Annotated in this window: 12 protein-coding genes; 6 read left to right on the top strand and 6 right to left on the bottom strand. The window is 70.1% G+C overall.

The window, feature by feature from the left end; all coding sequences use genetic code 11:
• Both FNH08_RS26940 and leuA read right to left on the bottom strand, forming a co-directional pair.
• Positions 1 to 566 (bottom strand): TerB family tellurite resistance protein (locus tag FNH08_RS26940; protein ID WP_152774120.1); only part of this gene is annotated, 566 nt, incomplete at its 3' end.
• Between the two features lie 648 nt (positions 567 to 1,214).
• Positions 1,215 to 2,936, bottom strand: a complete 1,722-nt coding sequence (leuA, locus tag FNH08_RS26935) for a 2-isopropylmalate synthase (RefSeq protein WP_152774117.1) — start codon at positions 2,934 to 2,936, stop codon at positions 1,215 to 1,217.
• Positions 2,937 to 3,267: 331 nt separating this feature from the next.
• Here leuA and FNH08_RS26925 point away from each other — a divergent pair, with 331 nt between their 5' ends.
• The 4 genes from FNH08_RS26925 to FNH08_RS26910 all read left to right on the top strand — a co-directional run bounded on the left by FNH08_RS26925 (position 3,268) and on the right by FNH08_RS26910 (position 7,475).
• Entirely contained in the window at positions 3,268 to 4,338 is a 1,071-nt protein-coding gene (locus FNH08_RS26925; protein ID WP_152774116.1) for a M4 family metallopeptidase, read from the top strand.
• 20 nt (positions 4,339 to 4,358) lie between these two features.
• Positions 4,359 to 4,625, top strand: coding sequence for a protealysin inhibitor emfourin (locus FNH08_RS26920; protein ID WP_152774115.1), 267 nt, complete (start codon positions 4,359 to 4,361; stop codon positions 4,623 to 4,625).
• Positions 4,626 to 4,728: 103 nt separating this feature from the next.
• Positions 4,729 to 6,072 carry a GH1 family beta-glucosidase gene (locus FNH08_RS26915; protein WP_152774114.1) on the top strand — a complete coding sequence of 448 codons (1,344 nt, stop codon included), beginning with the start codon at positions 4,729 to 4,731 and terminating at the stop codon, positions 6,070 to 6,072.
• 215 nt (positions 6,073 to 6,287) lie between these two features.
• Positions 6,288 to 7,475 (top strand): PP2C family protein-serine/threonine phosphatase, encoded by a 1,188-nt coding sequence (locus FNH08_RS26910; RefSeq protein ID WP_152774119.1) that lies wholly within the window; start codon positions 6,288 to 6,290, stop codon positions 7,473 to 7,475.
• A 68-nt stretch (positions 7,476 to 7,543) separates the two neighbouring features.
• Here FNH08_RS26910 and era read toward each other — a convergent pair whose 3' ends face one another.
• Positions 7,544 to 8,530 (bottom strand): GTPase Era, encoded by a 987-nt coding sequence (gene era / locus FNH08_RS26905; RefSeq protein WP_152774113.1) that lies wholly within the window; start codon positions 8,528 to 8,530, stop codon positions 7,544 to 7,546.
• A 165-nt stretch (positions 8,531 to 8,695) separates the two neighbouring features.
• On the opposite strand from era, the gene FNH08_RS26900 reads away from it, so the two are divergent.
• A complete protein-coding gene (locus FNH08_RS26900) occupies positions 8,696 to 10,024 on the top strand; it encodes an ammonium transporter (RefSeq protein WP_322725464.1) in 1,329 nt (442 codons plus the stop codon).
• Positions 10,021 to 10,359 carry a P-II family nitrogen regulator gene (locus tag FNH08_RS26895; RefSeq protein WP_152774111.1) on the top strand — a complete coding sequence of 113 codons (339 nt, stop codon included), beginning with the start codon at positions 10,021 to 10,023 and terminating at the stop codon, positions 10,357 to 10,359. Before FNH08_RS26900 ends, FNH08_RS26895 begins: the two co-directional genes overlap by 4 nt.
• A gap of 217 nt (positions 10,360 to 10,576) precedes the next feature.
• Here FNH08_RS26895 and FNH08_RS26890 read toward each other — a convergent pair whose 3' ends face one another.
• From FNH08_RS26890 to FNH08_RS26880, 3 genes are all read right to left on the bottom strand, one after another.
• A complete protein-coding gene (locus FNH08_RS26890; protein WP_152774110.1) occupies positions 10,577 to 11,545 on the bottom strand; it encodes a WxL protein peptidoglycan domain-containing protein in 969 nt (322 codons plus the stop codon).
• A gap of 80 nt (positions 11,546 to 11,625) precedes the next feature.
• The gene (locus FNH08_RS26885; RefSeq protein ID WP_194238625.1) at positions 11,626 to 12,984 is read right to left on the bottom strand and encodes a beta-xylosidase; all 1,359 of its coding nucleotides are present in this window, start codon (positions 12,982 to 12,984) and stop codon (positions 11,626 to 11,628) included.
• 281 nt (positions 12,985 to 13,265) lie between these two features.
• Positions 13,266 to 13,742 (bottom strand): hypothetical protein, encoded by a 477-nt coding sequence (locus tag FNH08_RS26880; protein WP_152774109.1) that lies wholly within the window; start codon positions 13,740 to 13,742, stop codon positions 13,266 to 13,268.
• Positions 13,743 to 14,212: the final 470 nt, after the last annotated feature.

Here is a 14,212-nt window from a genome sequence, read left to right as displayed (position 1 = left end):
GTGTACGGACCGTCGGCGAGGGCGATACGGGCGCCCTGGAGCAGGATGGTCTCGCGGCCGGGTGGGGCGAGGTGGGGGGCCAGGGGGTCCAGGGCCTCGTGGAGCTCTATGGCCAGGCCCCCACCGCAGGGCTCGCCGAGGATACGGCCCGTGTCGGCGGCCAGTGCCTCGACGAGGGCGCCGAGCTGGTCCTCCGTGCAGTCGTCGAAGCCGGCGGAGCGCACCGCGCCCGCGGCGGTCGACAGGGCGGCGGGGGCGCAGGGGCCTCCGGCCGCCAGGACGGCGAGCGCGACGGTGTGGACGGCGTCCCGCAGCATCGCGGAGAAGCGGGTGGTGGTGGGGTGGTCCAGGACCTCGGTGCCGTAGTGGTGGCGGCAGGCCGCGCACTCCACGACGGGGCCCGTCTCGCCACGCGGGACGAGGGGGACGCCCGCGAGGGTGAGGCGGCGGCGGCCCGTGAGGCGCTGGTAGTTGCGGTCGCCTCCGCATCCGGGGCAGAAGAACTCTCCGTCGCCGACCGGTGTCCACGCGGTGCGTGTGCCCAGGAGGCGGTTCAGGCGGGCCATCGTGCGGCTCGCCGTACCGGCCGTACGGGAGCCCGGTACGTGCGGCGCGCGGGCCTCGTGGGCACCCCGGCCGTCCCGTCCGTCTGGCTGCACGTCGCACCTCCGTAACGCCGCGGCATCATCGCCGCGCCCCGTGATGTTAGCCACAATGTTGAGGTGGAGTCAGCCCTCCGGTAGAGACCCGTTCGTGATATGGCGAACGAATGGCCGGTTCGCTCCGGTGTGTGAGCGGGGCGCTCCGCGAGGTGAGCGGGGTGCTCCGCGAGGTGAGCCGTATCTGGGGTGAACGTTGTCTTGGGAGTGCGTCCTGGGGGGCGTGGGGCCCCGGGGTGAAGGCTGTCTTGAAGCTGCGGGTCCGTTGTGGCTGTTCGCGCAGTTCCCCGCGCCCCTGGAGGTCGGGGCCGCACGCTGTCTTGAAGCTGCGGGTCCGTTGTGGTTGATCGCGCAGCTCCCCGCGCCCCTGGAGGTCGGGGCCGCACGCCGTCCTGAAACCGCGGGTCCATTGTGGTTGATCGCGCAGCTCCCCGCGCCCCTGGGAGTCGGGGCCGCACGCCGTCCTGAAACCGCGGGTCCGTTGTGGTTGATCGCGCAGCTCCCCGCGCCCCTTACGGGACGCGGGGAACCCTGGTGAGAGAAGCGACCGTACCGTCAGCGGGTCGCGCGGTTGACCGCGGAGACGACCGCCTTCAGGGAGGCGCGGGTCGTGTTGGCGTCGATGCCGATGCCCCACAGGACCTTGTCGTCGATCGCGACCTCGATGTACGAGGCGGCCAGCGAGGAGGCGCCCTCGCTCATCGTGTGCTCCTGGTAGTCCAGGAGCCGGGCGTCGACGCCGATGCCCTGCAGCGCGTGGAAGAACGCCGAGATCGGGCCGTTGCCGGTGCCGACCAGGGTGGTCTCCGTGCCGTCGACCTCGGCCTCGACGGTGAGGGTGTCCACGCCGTCGGTGTCGGTGGTCGACTGGTTGTTGCGTACCTGGACGCGGCCCCAGGGGTTCTGCGGGTTCGGCAGGTACTCGTCCTGGAAGGTCGCCCAGATGGCCTTCGGGGTGACCTCGCCGCCCTCGGCGTCCGTCTTCGCCTGGATGATCTTCGAGAACTCGATCTGCATCCGGCGCGGCAGGTCCAGCTTGTGGTCGTTCTTCAGGACGTACGCGATACCGCCCTTGCCGGACTGCGAGTTGACGCGGATGACGGCCTCGTACGAGCGGCCGACATCCTTCGGGTCGATCGGCAGGTACGGGACCGCCCACTCGATGTCGTCGACCGTGACGCCCTTGGCCGCCGCGTCGGCCTCCATCGCGTCGAAGCCCTTCTTGATGGCGTCCTGGTGGGAGCCGGAGAAGGACGTGTAGACCAGGTCGCCCACGTACGGGTGGCGCGCGTGGACCTCCATCTGGTTGCAGTACTCCCACGTGCGACGGATCTCGTCGATGTCGGAGAAGTCGATCTGCGGGTCGACGCCCTGCGAGAAGAGGTTCATCCCCAGGGTGACCAGGTCGACGTTGCCGGTGCGCTCGCCCTGGCCGAACAGGCAGCCCTCGACGCGGTCGGCGCCGGCCATCAGGGCCAGCTCGGCGGCCGCGACGGCCGTACCGCGGTCGTTGTGCGGGTGGATGGAGAGGACCACGTGCTCGCGACGGGTCAGGTTGCGGCCCATCCACTCGAAGCGGTCGGCGTGGGTGGAGGGGGTGGAGCGCTCGACGGTCGCCGGCAGGTTGAGGATGATCTCGCGGCCCGGGCCGGGCTGCCAGACGTCCATGACCGCCTCGCAGACCTCCAGCGCGAAGTCCAGCTCGGTGTCGGTGAAGATCTCGGGGCTGTACTGGTAGCCGAACTCCGTCTCCGGGCCCAGCAGCTTCTCCGCGTACTCCATGACCAGCCGCGTGCCGTCGACGGCGATCTGCTTGATGTCGTCCTTGGAACCGCGGAAGACGACCCGGCGGAAGACGGGCGCGGTGGCGTTGTACAGGTGCACGGTGGCGCGCTTGGCGCCCTTCAGCGACTCGACCGTCCGCTCGATCAGGTCCTCACGGGCCTGGGTCAGTACGGAGATGGTGACGTCGTCCGGGATGGCGCCCGGCTCCTCGATGATCGAGCGTACGAAGTCGAAGTCGGTCTGGCCGGAGGCGGGGAAGCCGACCTCGATCTCCTTGTAGCCCATCTTCACCAGCAGGTCGAACATCTCGCGCTTGCGGGCGGGCGACATGGGGTCGATCAGGGCCTGGTTGCCGTCGCGCAGGTCGGTGGAGAGCCAGCGCGGGGCCTGGGTGATCCGGTTGTTCGGCCACGTCCGGTCGGCGATGTCGACCTGGTCGTACGGGCGGTACTTGTCGACCGGCATGGAGGTGGGCTGCTGGCGGTTCGCCATGATGCGTGGGCTCCTCAGGATGTCCGAGTGGACGGCCGACGGCGCAACGCCAAACTCCGCGGGGAGGGGGTCGGCCTCGACTTACAGGCCCTCGCCGCGGCAGCTAAGGAGGAGCAGCCCGAAACGCATGATGTCGCGCAGCATAGCCGAACCTCACTCCGTGCGAGTGGCCGTATCAGTATGCGGGACCAGGGGGAGCAACGGGACAAAAGGTGCTCCATACCACTCCGACACCCCCTCATCACCGAGAAGCAGCGGCCTTGTCATCACATTTCACCAATCATGGTTGCGGGTAGTGACAGCGCCATGACTCAGTGCAAGGGTTCCGGGCATGACGACCAACGGGGGCCACGAGCCCGTCTTCTGCACCGTCGTACCACCGCATGTCCTCGACAAGCTGGCCCAGCACGAGGACCCCGCGCTCGCCGATCCCGCACGCCGGACCCTGGAGCGCGACGCCCTGGAGCGGACCCACCGCCGCCTGACCACGGTCATCGGCGCGCCGGCCGTCGCCGCGCCCCTCGGGGCGGAGGCCGGGAAGCCGCACCGCACGATCTGCGACGCCCGGCACGGCACCGACCTGCCCGGCGTCAAGGTGCGCGGCGAGGGCGACGAGCCCGGCCAGGACGCCACCGTCAACCGCGCGTACGCGGGTCTGGGCGCGACCTTCGAGCTGTTCCTCAAGGCCTACGAGCGCGACTCGATCGACGCCAACGGGCTGCCGCTCGACGCGACCGTGCACTACGACCGCGACTACAACAACGCCTTTTGGAACGGCGAGCAGATGGTCTTCGGCGACGGTGACGGGGAGATCTTCCTCGACTTCACCCTCCCGGTCGACGTCATCGGCCACGAGCTCGCGCACGGCGTCACCCAGTACACGGCGAACCTCACGTACTTCGGCCAGCCGGGCGCGCTCAACGAGTCCATGTCGGACGTCTTCGGCTCGCTGATCAAGCAGTACACGCTGGGTCAGACCGCCGCCGAGGCCGACTGGCTGATCGGCGCGGGTCTGCTCGCCCCGCGCGTCACCGGCACGGCCCTGCGCTCGATGAAGGCTCCGGGCACGGCGTACGACGACGACGTCCTCGGCAAGGACCCGCAGCCCGCGACGATGGACGACTACGTGCGCACGGGGCGTGACAACGGTGGCGTCCACATCAATTCCGGCATCCCGAACCACGCGTTCTACCTGGCCGCCACCGCGCTCGGCGGGCACGCCTGGGAGCGGGCCGGGCAGGTCTGGTACGACGTGCTGACGGGCGGCGAGCTGTCGTCGAAGGCCCTCTTCGCCGACTTCGCCACGCTGACGGTGTCCGCGGCGCGGGCCCGCTTCGGTGAGGGGGAGGAACTGCAGGCCGTGCTGAAGGCGTGGGAGCAGGTCGGGGTGCGGACGCTGTAGTTCCGTACTAGACAGGATCCATGCGTATTCAGGTGAGGCGCACGGGTGGATTCGCGGGCATCGAGCGGCACGCGGAGGTGGAGACCTCGGGTCGGGCCGACGCCCAGGACTGGCATGCCCTGGCCGAGAAGGCGGTCGCCGACGGTCGGGGCACGCCGCCGATCGGGGTGCCGGACGGTTTCAGCTACCAGATCACCGTGAACGAGAAGACGGTGTATTGCTCGGACCCCCGACTCACGGAGGACCAACGAAAGCTGATCTCAAGGGTCCTGAAGGAGGGCGCCTAGCCGTCGCCCAGCCGGCCTTTTCCTCGCCCCCGCCGAGCAGCCACAACCGCCAGTTCACCCGAACGCGTTGACTTCCCTTACCCCCGGTACGGATGATCCGCGCATGGCGACCAACGCGACGAACGCGACCAACCCGATCCCCCACTTCCCGTCCGACTTCCTCTGGGGCGTCTCCACCTCCGCCCACCAGATCGAAGGCGCGGCAACCGAACGCGACCCCTCCGTATGGGACGCCTTCAGCGCCGAACCCGGACGGATCAAGGACGGGTCCACCGCCGCCGTGGCCTGCGACCACTACCACCGCTACCCGGAGGACGTCGCCCTCCTCGCCGACCTCGCCGTGGACGCCTACCGCTTCTCGATCTCCTGGCCCCGCGTGAACACCCCCGGCGGCCTGGACTTCTACGACCGCCTCGTGGACGAACTGTGCGGGGCGGGCATCCGACCGGCCCCGACCCTCTTCCACTGGGACCTGCCGGTGACCCTCGACTGGCTGAAGCGGGACACGGCCGAACGCTTCGCGGAGTACGTCACCGTCGTCGCCGACCGCCTCGGCGACCGCGTGAAGAAGTGGATCACCATCAACGAACCCGCCGAACACACCCTGTTCGGGCACGCGCTCGGCGCCCACGCCCCAGGCAAGCAGCTGATGTTCGACGCGCTTCCGGCCGCCCACCACCAGCTCCTGGCCCACGGCCTGGGCGTACGGGCCCTGCGCGCGGCCGGAGCCACCGACATCGGCATCGCCAACTCGCACGGCCCGACCTGGCCGGCCTCGCGGGAACAGGCGGACCTGGAGGCCGCGGAGTTCTACGACCTGCTGCTGAACCGGCTGTTCTCCGACCCCGTCCTGCTGGGCGAGTACCCCGAGGGCATCGGCGAGTTGATGCCGGGAGACGTCTCGGCCGACCTCAAGGTGATCGGGGAGCCACTGGACTGGTACGGCGTCAACTACTACGCGCCGACCCGGGTGGGCGCCCCCCAGGGTGCGGACATCGAGTTCGGCGGGCTGACGATCCCGGCCGAACTCCCCTTCTCCGTAAGGGAGATCGAGGACGTACCGGTGACGGACTTCGGCTGGCCGGTGGTCCCGGAGGGCCTGACCGAGCTGCTCACCGGCTTCCGCGAGCGCTACGGCGACCGGCTGCCGCCCATCGTCATCACCGAGAACGGCTGCTCGTACGAGGGCATCGATGACCAGCAGCGGATCACCTACCTCGACGGCCACATCCGGGCACTGCACCGCGCGATGGAGGCGGGCGTGGACGTCCGCGGCTACTTCGTGTGGTCGTTGCTCGACAACTTCGAGTGGGCGGAGGGGTACGCGCGCCGCTTCGGCCTCGTGCACGTCGACTTCGACACGTTGGAGCGGACGCCCAAGGCGTCGTACGGGTGGCTGCGGGACGGACTGCGCAGCCGACGGCTGACTGAGGGTGACCGGGGGTGACCGAGACTGACCCGGCTGCCCCGATTCACCCATTTCCACTCATCTCCTTCACTCATTTCCACGAACACATGACGTGACCGCCTTCACTCACCGTGACTGTTCGCAGGTTGACGCCCACCCCGGCGGTTCCCAAGCTGGTAGACGGGGCTGGTGGAAGGGACTGCGTCGTGAGTGGTGGGCAGAGCGGACTTCCCCGGTTGCTGACGGCAGCCGAGATGGCCGCGCCGGTGGACGCCGTCGACGTGGTCGCGGAGGACCTGCGACGGCGTTTCAGGGCGGCGAAGGTCTCGTTCCTCATCGTTGACCTGACGGGGAAGGCGGTGGCGCGGCTGTCGACCGCCCCTGTGGAGGGTGGGCGGGAGGCGGAGCGGATCCCCCTGCTCGGCAGCGTCTACGAGGAGGTCATCCGTACTCAGCGGCTGTATCAGGAGGCGACCGGCCAAGGACAGCGGGTGATCATGCCGGTCACCAACCGGGGGGACGCGATCGGGCTGCTGGAACTGATCCTGCCGGACGACCCCGGCGAGGACGTCCTTGCCGAGGTCGGGGAAGCGGCCCACGCCCTGGCCTACATCGTGATCGCCAACGGGCGCTTCACCGACCTCTACACCTGGGGCAAACGCTCGAGACCCCCCACCTTGGCCGCAGAGATCCAGTACCAGCTACTGCCCCCGTCGCTGTCGTGCGAGGCCGCGCAGTTCACGCTGGCCGGGAACCTGGAGCCCTCGGAAGACCTCAGCGGCGACACGTTCGACTACGCCCTGGACCGCGACACGCTTCAGGTGTCGGTGACCGACCCCATGGGCCACGACATCAAGGCCGCCCTGGCCGCCACGATCCTGGTGAGCGCCCTGCGCGGCGCCCGCCGCGCGGGAGCCGGCCTGGCCGAACAGGCCCACCGGGCCGACCAGGCACTGATCGACCACGGCCACGGTCACGCCACCGGGCAGCTGCTGCGCATCGATCTCCACACCGGGCAGGCCCAGCTCGTCAACGCCGGTCACCCCTGGCCACTCCGCATGCGCGAGGGAGCTGTGGAAGTGATCACCTGCGAGGTGGACCATCCCTTCGGGCTGTCCACGTTCACACCCCACCCCTACCGCGTTCAGGACCTCGATCTGCGCCCCGGTGACCGTCTGCTCATGATCACCGACGGCATGCTCGAACGCCATGGGGAGAAGGTCGACCTGCCCGCCCTGCTGGAGCGCACCCGGGACCTGCACCCACGGGAGACCGCGCTGGCGCTGACGTCCGCGGTCCGGGACGCCGCCGACGGCCGGCTCGAAGACGATGCCACCGCCATGTGCCTGGACTGGCACGGCCCTCAGGAGACCCAGCGGCACACCAGCTCCGGGGCGGACACCTGGCAGGCCTCAGCCGCCCGCACGAAGCAGCAGCCGTGACGAGGAGGTCGCTCCCCTGGACGGTGTCGGGCGGCCGGTGAGCAGCTCTCGCGCCTGACCAGGCCGCTTCAGAACCCCAACCGCCGCAACTGCTTCGGATCCCGCTGCCAGTCCTTCGCGACCTTCACATGGAGGTCCAGGAACACGGGCGTCCCCAGAAGCGCCTCGATCTGCTTGCGGGACTTGATGCCGACGTCCTTCAGGCGCTTGCCCTTGGGGCCGATGATGATGCCCTTCTGGCTGGGCCGCTCGATGAACAGGTTGGCGTGGATGTCGAGGAGGGGCTTGTCCGCCGGGCGGTCCTCCCGGGGGAGCATCTCCTCCACGACCACCGCGATGGAGTGCGGGAGCTCGTCCCGTACACCCTCCAGGGCCGCCTCACGGATCAGCTCGGCGACCATGACCTGCTCCGGCTCGTCCGTCAGGTCGCCCTCGGGGTAGAGGGTCGGGCCCTCGGGGAGGAGGGGGATCAGGAGGTCCGCCAGCAGGCTCACCTGCTTGTCACCGACCGCCGACACCGGGACGATCTCCGCCCACTCGAAGCCCAGCTCCTTGCCCAGCTGGTCGATCGCGATCAGCTGCTCGGCCAGCGCCTTGGAGTCCACCAGGTCGGTCTTCGTGACGATCGCGACCTTCGGGGTCTTCCTGATCCCCGCCAGTTCCTTCGCGATGAAGCGGTCACCCGGCCCGATCTTCTGGTTCGCGGGCAGACAGAAGCCGATCACGTCGACCTCCGCCCACGTCGTACGGACCACGTCGTTGAGCCGCTCCCCCAGCAGCGTGCGCGGCTTGTGCAGTCCTGGGGTGTCGACCAGGATCAGCTGCGCGTCCGGCCGGTGCACGATGCCCCGCACCGTGTGCCGCGTCGTCTGCGGCCGGTTCGAGGTGATCGCCACCTTCTGCCCGACCAGTGCGTTCGTGAGGGTGGACTTGCCCGCGTTGGGGCGGCCCACGAAACAGGCGAAGCCCGCGCGGTGGACGGCCCCCGAGGACCCCGCGGACTCCTGGGACTCCGACGGCTCGGGTGACTGGGTGCGAAGGCTCATGGCGCCCATTGTCCCTGATCCAAGAAGCCCCACCGCACAGTCGTCCACACCCGCCCCTGACCGTGAGCTTTCGGAAACCCGTGCGCAACGAAACCTGGCGGAAACACATCTGTTCGCGGTGCGAAACGCGTACCGGTGACTCTCTGACGAGCCCCCGCCACCTTGGGAGACACCGTGACCCTGGCCGCCGCACTCGCACAAGGCCGCATCGACACCGGCGACACCGCCTGGCTGCTCGCCGCCACCGCCCTCGTCCTGCTGATGACTCCGGGCCTGGCCCTGTTCTACGGCGGCATGGTCCGCACGAAGAGCGTCCTCAACATGCTGATGATGAGCTTCGTGTCGATCGCCCTGGTCACGGTGGTGTGGCTGGCCGCCGGTTACTCCCTGACCTTCGGGGACGACATCGCGGGCGGGCTCGTCGGCGGGCTGGAGCACGCCGGCATGGCGGGCCTCGGTCCGGACAGCGTCCAGGGCACGGTCCCCACCCTCCTCTTCGCCACCTTCCAGCTCACCTTCGCCGTCATCACGGCGGCCCTGGTCAGCGGCGCCGTCGCGGACCGGGCGAAGTTCGGGGCGTGGCTCGTCTTCGTGCCCCTCTGGGCGCTGCTCGTATACGTTCCGGTCGCCCACTGGGTCTGGGGACCCGGCGGCTGGATCCTCGACAGGCTGGGCGCGCTCGACTTCGCCGGCGGCCTTCCCGTCGAGATCACGTCCGGCGCCTCCGGCCTGGCCCTCTGCCTGGTCCTCGGCCCGCGCCTGGGCTTCAAGAAGGACGCGATGCGCCCGCACAACCTGCCCATGGTGATGCTGGGGGCCGGTCTGCTCTGGTTCGGCTGGTTCGGGTTCAACGCCGGCTCGGCCCTCGGCGCCAACGGTCTCGCGGCCGCCGCCTTCCTCAACACCCTCGCCGCCGGCTGCACCGGCCTCCTCGGCTGGCTCTTCGTGGAGCAGCGCCGCGACGGCCACCCGACCACGCTCGGCGCCGCGTCCGGCGCGGTCGCGGGCCTCGTCGCGATCACCCCGTCCTGCGGTTCGGTGTCCCTGCTGGGCGCCCTGGTGGTCGGACTGGCCGCGGGCGTCGTCTGCTCGTATGCCGTGAGCTGGAAGTTCAAGCTGAACTACGACGACTCGCTGGACGTCGTCGGCGTCCACCTGGTCGGCGGAGTCATCGGTACGGTCCTCATCGGCGTCTTCGCCACCGAGTCCATGACCGGCGGAGCCGAGGGCCTGCTGTACGGCGGCGGGCTCGCCCAGCTCGGCAAGCAGCTGGTGGCGGTCGCGGCCGTGGGGACGTACGCCTTCGCCGTGACGTACGGCATCGCCAAGCTGATCGACAAGGTCATGGGCTTCCGCGCGGGCGAGGAGCAGGAGCAGACCGGCCTGGATCTTACGGTGCACGCCGAAACGGCCTACGATCACGGCGTCCTGGGCCACGGCGCCCCGGTCACCTCGTCCGCATCGTCCGTCCCCAGCGCGCAGAAGGTCAGCAACCAGGCATGAAGCTCATCACCGCCATCGTCAAGCCCCACCGCCTCGACGAGGTCAAGGCCGCCCTCCAGGAGCTCGGCATCCGCGGTCTCACCGTCTCCGAGGCCAGCGGTTACGGCCGCCAGCGCGGCCACACCGAGGTGTACCGCGGCGCCGAGTACCGCGTCGACCTCGTCCCGAAGGTGCGCATCGAGGTCGTCGTCGGGGACACGGACACCGACGCGGCCGTCGACGCCATCGTCAAGGCCGCCCAGACCGGCAAGATCGGCGACGGCAAGGTGTGGATCATGCCCGTCGAGACGGTCGTACGGGTCCGCACGGGCGAACGGGGCGAGGACGCGCTCTGAAGGCGGCCAGCGCCCCGATAGGGGCGCGGGGCCGGATGGTGCGGGCGACGCCGGAGAGCGCGACCCGGGCCGGACGGCGCGGGCGTCGCCGGAGAGCGCGGGGCGGCGCTGGAGGTGCGGGGCGGCGCTGGATTTCTCCGGCCGGGGCCGAGGCTTTTAGGGGCGCGGGGAACTGCGCGACCAGCCACAACGGACTCGCAGCCGACCAACTACCCGGTCAGCCCCCTGACGGAGTAAGACCCGACGCCCGGCGCCGCCGAACCCTGAACACCACGACCGCCACCACCAGCCCCACCCCCAGCACCGCAGCCACCAACCAAGGCAACGCGAAGAACGACACACTGGCCGACTCCCGCGCGTCCTCCGCGGACGCGGTCAACGTGACGTCCCCCCAGTCGAGTTGCGGAGCACCCCGCCAGGGTTCGGTGAGCCGCACGCTCTGGCCCGGCAGCAGCTCCGAGGGGATGCCCTTCAGGTCGCGGGACAGGAGCGTACGGCCGAAGAGGCCCTGGGCCTTCAGTTCGACCCGTGGATTGAGGGTGACGTTGCCGGTGTTGTGGAGGGTGTACGAGATCCTCGCCGTGCTGTCACCCATGCCGGGCACGAGGGGCTGCGAGTGCTGGACGCGGACCTTCTCGACGGCGAGCGCGGGGACCGTCGGCCCGTTCACCCGCAGGTAGACGCGGGCGCCCACGGCCCGCTGCACCCCGACCGCGAGCGACCCGTCATCGGTGTCGATCCGCTCGTCGAGGGCCACCAACGCGCCCGGGTGGTCACCCGGTTCGGCCCGCTCGGGCACGCGCAGGGTGAACGGCACGGTGACGGTGCGGCGTGGCGGAACGGTCACCCGGGACTTCGCGGGCTTCGCCCAGGCACCCACTCCGCGCTGCTTCTCCTTCACCGTACGGACCGCGAACCCGCCGTCGCGGGCGGTGTTGTAGGCGTCGGCCGCGTAGAGGCGGAACGTCAGCGGCTTGCCGGTCTTGTTGGCGACGACGATCTTGTCCTTGATCGTCGTGCCGGGGTCGGCGGTGACGTAGAAGTACGGCCGCTGGGAGATCTCGGAGGAGACGGGGAACACGGACCAGCTGCCGTTGTCGGCGGCGTACGAGGGACCGGCCGGCCACAGCAGCAGCGCCAGGGGCAGCAACAGAGCGGTGAGGAGGAGGGCGTACGGCTTGCGCATGGGTGCGGACCCCCGCAGACGTTGCTCGGTGATGTGGTGGGCGGGCGGGTGCGCGCCCGGCCCACGTGGGATGACGGCCGTCAGGTGAGGGTGAGCGTCAGGACGCCCGCGTACGAGCCGGGCGGCGTGGGCGCCGGGACCTTCAGCGAGAGCTTGGCGTCCACGGTGAACTCACCACCGGTGAGCGTGCCGTTGGGAGCGGACGCCAGGGTCGCGCCCTCGCTGCCCACCGAACCGGCCGAACCGGCCTGGCAGGTGCTGGAGCTGCCGTCCTTGGTGACGCACGCCGGGGTCCAGCTCAGCTGGGAGGCGGGGATGCTCGCCCCCGGACCGGTGAAGTCGGTGACCTTGCCGGTCAGCGACCAGCCGGCCGTACCGCCGCGGTGGTCCTCGACGGTGACCGTCTGCAGATCGCCGTCGGCCGTGCCGCCGGAACCGAACTCGACGGAGCCGAGGTCGACGTTGTCACCGGCCTGGCTCATGGACAGCGTGCCCGCGGTGACCTTGGCCTTGATCTTCTGGCTGCCCTCGGGGACAGGGGTGTCGTCGATCACGACGTACGCGGCCGGACCGGCGCCCTTGCTGTCGCTCCAACTGCCGCCCTCGTACGCCACGACGCCCGTCGTCGTCTTGTCGTTCACGGTCAGAGTGCCGCTGAAGGCGCCCTGGCCGTCCGCGGTGGCGGTGGCCTTGTCCTCGGTCTGGGCCGCGCCCGACCGGCCGGCGAGGGTGACGGTCGCCCCCGGCGTGAAGTTGCTGCCGGTGACGGTGACACCGGCACCCGGGCTGCCGGAGGCCGAACCCAGCGAGATGGCACGGGTGTTGGTCTCGCTGCCGTCCGTGGCGGTGACCGTCTCGGAGACCGGCGCGGGCGGGTTGGTCACCGTGCAGGGGGTGTCCAGTTCGAGGATGTAGCTGGTGTGGATGTTGTAGTCGCCGGGCGAGAGGGTGATCGCGCCGGGCGAGGTGACCGTGAAGGTGCCGGTCATGGAGAAGGACGGGAAAGCGCCCCCGCCCGGTACCGGGTCGTTCTTCTTCGGCCCCGCGACCGTGATGTCGCCCGTCTGCGCCCCGCCCAGGGTGACCTTGCCGGTGGGCGTCATGATGTCGGCCGGCAGGGGGAGCTGGGTCGGGTTGTTGGCGGCGGGCTTGACCACCGTGTACGTCACGGTGACGGTGTCGCCCACCTTGGGTGTGGCCTTGTCCACCGTGATCTGCGCGGTGGTGGTGCCGTCGATGGGCGGGATGCCCGCGATCGGCGGTGGGACGCAGTGCGTGGCGAAGTCCACGGCGGCGGACTGGGCGCTCGCGGCACCGGCGGGCGCGGCGAGCGCGCCTCCGGTGGTGACGGCGAGCGCGGTCGCACCGAGGAGCGCGGCCAGGCGGCGTCTTCGTACGACGCCCCTTCGTGCGACACCTCTTCGGCTGATCGATCCCATGGATACCCCCTTGAGGGATGTGGGCGCGGCGACTCGGCCACGCCGACAGGGGGCCATTGATGTGCGGGTCGTGTGAGAAGTCAAGGGAAGCGTGGCACTGAAACTGATGGGCCATCAGGTTCTGGCAACGTCGCTCTCCAGCAGGCCACTTGGGGGTGAGCCGTGGCCGGAATGCCGACCGGTGCCGCCCTGGAGGCCACCCAGGGACGGCACCGGCCTTCACGCGTTGCACACGCGAGGGGTTAACACGACGGTTGACGCGAGGGGTTGACCCGAGGGATTCACTCGAACACGAACGGCCCCGGCGACTGCTTACCCGTGGCGGTGCACGTCACGGTGATCCCGAAGATCACCATCTTGAGGGAGCCGCCGTACGCTTCCAGGCTGTCCCCGGCGGCGACGGTGCCGGTGAGCGGCCCGACGGTGACTCCGTCCCCGGCGGCCATCGCCGGGTTCTCCTTGCCGCTGAACACGGTTGTGCCGCCGCTCGCCTTCACGAAAGTGAGGGTGGACTGGATGGAGTCCTCGCTGAGCGCGAGGGGCGCGGTGATCGCGCTGGAGCTGACGGTGACGGTGGCGGAGGTGCCGGTTTGGGTGGCCGTGAGGGTGGCGGAGCCGCCACCGTACAGGCCGCAGTTGGCGGTGATCGTCGCGCTCTGCGGCGTGACGGCCGCGGCGCTGGGCGCGAAGGCGAGCCCGGCGACGGCGACCGACCCGGCCACCAGTGCGGCGCTGACCCCGAAACGCTTGCGTCTCATCTGAATCATGTTCCTTCCCTGATACGGGAACTGCCATGTGGGGACGGAGCTGTGGACCGCCGCGGTCCGGGCACGCGGACTCGCCACCGGGCCGGTGTGAGGTGGGGCCGGCCTGGTGAGGATGCGGGGAGACGCGTGCGCGCGAACCAACCACCGCGAGCGGGGTGCGGCACGCTGCGCGGCGGAATCTGACGGTCCGTCGGAAGAGCGGCTTCCATTGACGCGTGGGTAACCGGGGATTGCAAGACGCACCCCACCAGTTCTTCCAAGGGGCCGTGAAAGTGGCCGAAGTTGGTCCTCGGGTGGGTGGTGAGTGGTGTCGTGTTTGGGACCGGTTACTTGGTTCTGTCCCGTGGTGCGGGTTCCTCGCCCCGGGTCTTCTATCGCGCCCGCACGACTTTCCGCACATCCGGGCCCTTGCCTACCGGCCGATCCACACCCACCCGAGCCCCCCGGCTCCGCTCCACTTC

The sequence above is a fragment of the Streptomyces spongiae genome (genome assembly GCF_009377185.1).
Taxonomy (GTDB): Bacteria; Actinomycetota; Actinomycetes; order Streptomycetales; family Streptomycetaceae; genus Streptomyces; species Streptomyces spongiae.
This window is presented reverse-complemented; position numbering and strand designations above follow the sequence as displayed.